This window comes from Mesorhizobium sp. M0243 (assembly GCF_040321775.1).
Lineage (GTDB): Bacteria > Pseudomonadota > Alphaproteobacteria > Rhizobiales > Rhizobiaceae > Mesorhizobium.
The window spans coordinates 1-805 of sequence record NZ_JAMYSF010000081.1; the positions used below are offsets into that span (position 1 = coordinate 1).

The window sequence follows — 805 nt, forward strand, 5'->3', positions numbered from 1 at the left end:
GGTTCGCAGCAAGGCGGCGTTGACACCATAGGAGCAACCGACATCGATTATCTTTAACTTCGTCTTGTTTCGAACGCGTCGATAATCGGCGAAGACCCTTTCGAAGATCTGCTTCGCCCGATCTGGAAGCATATAGTCCAGGGCCAAACACCCCCGAAAATAGGCGTGCGGCCACCTGCGATTGTAGGTTGCCGTGAAATCGTACTTCGCCCCCTGAATTCTGCCGTGCTCTGCACTTGCTGCCTGACCTGACATGCTGCTTCTCTTCTTCTCCAGTGATCGCAATCTCACCCACGATATAAATATCGCTCGCCAGCTCCTGCCACCTCACGAGAGACGTTTCAAAAGTCGTGCCAGGCTGAGCAGAGGCCATAAAAGCGAGTTTCTGCACATGAACTCAATTGCTTACATGAGAGTGCAGTAGGAGGCTAAGTCGAACATCACCGTGTCGCGTACTCGACACTCCGGCAATATCGATGCACGTCGCCCTCCCAGAATGGACATGAGAGGCGACCGGGTCCGCTGGATTGGTCTCCAGTGGGGGGCAGCAGCAACGCACTGCCGGAGTTGCTGTCCGAGCTAAGGTCGGGAGTCGGATTGGTTCATAGTTTGATGAAACCGTCGAAAGAAACGAGATGCGTGGAGGGAAGGGGCCAGCCCCGAAGGAAGTTTGCGCGAGGAGAGCCTTCGCGGGGAGGCCAGGATCCGGATGTCAAACGGCCCTTTAATTGCGGGTAGTTGTCAATCCGGATCTCGCACTGCCATCGCCGGGGTCATGGTCCTTTCCGAGGTCGAGTGCCTCATG

The 805-nt window shown here is 55.8% G+C and carries 1 pseudogene; it reads right to left on the reverse strand.

The features are described 5' to 3' along the window. Positions 1 to 255, reverse strand: a pseudogene (locus NKJ11_RS33710) (hypothetical protein); the annotation flags it as partial. Positions 256 to 805: the final 550 nt, after the last annotated feature.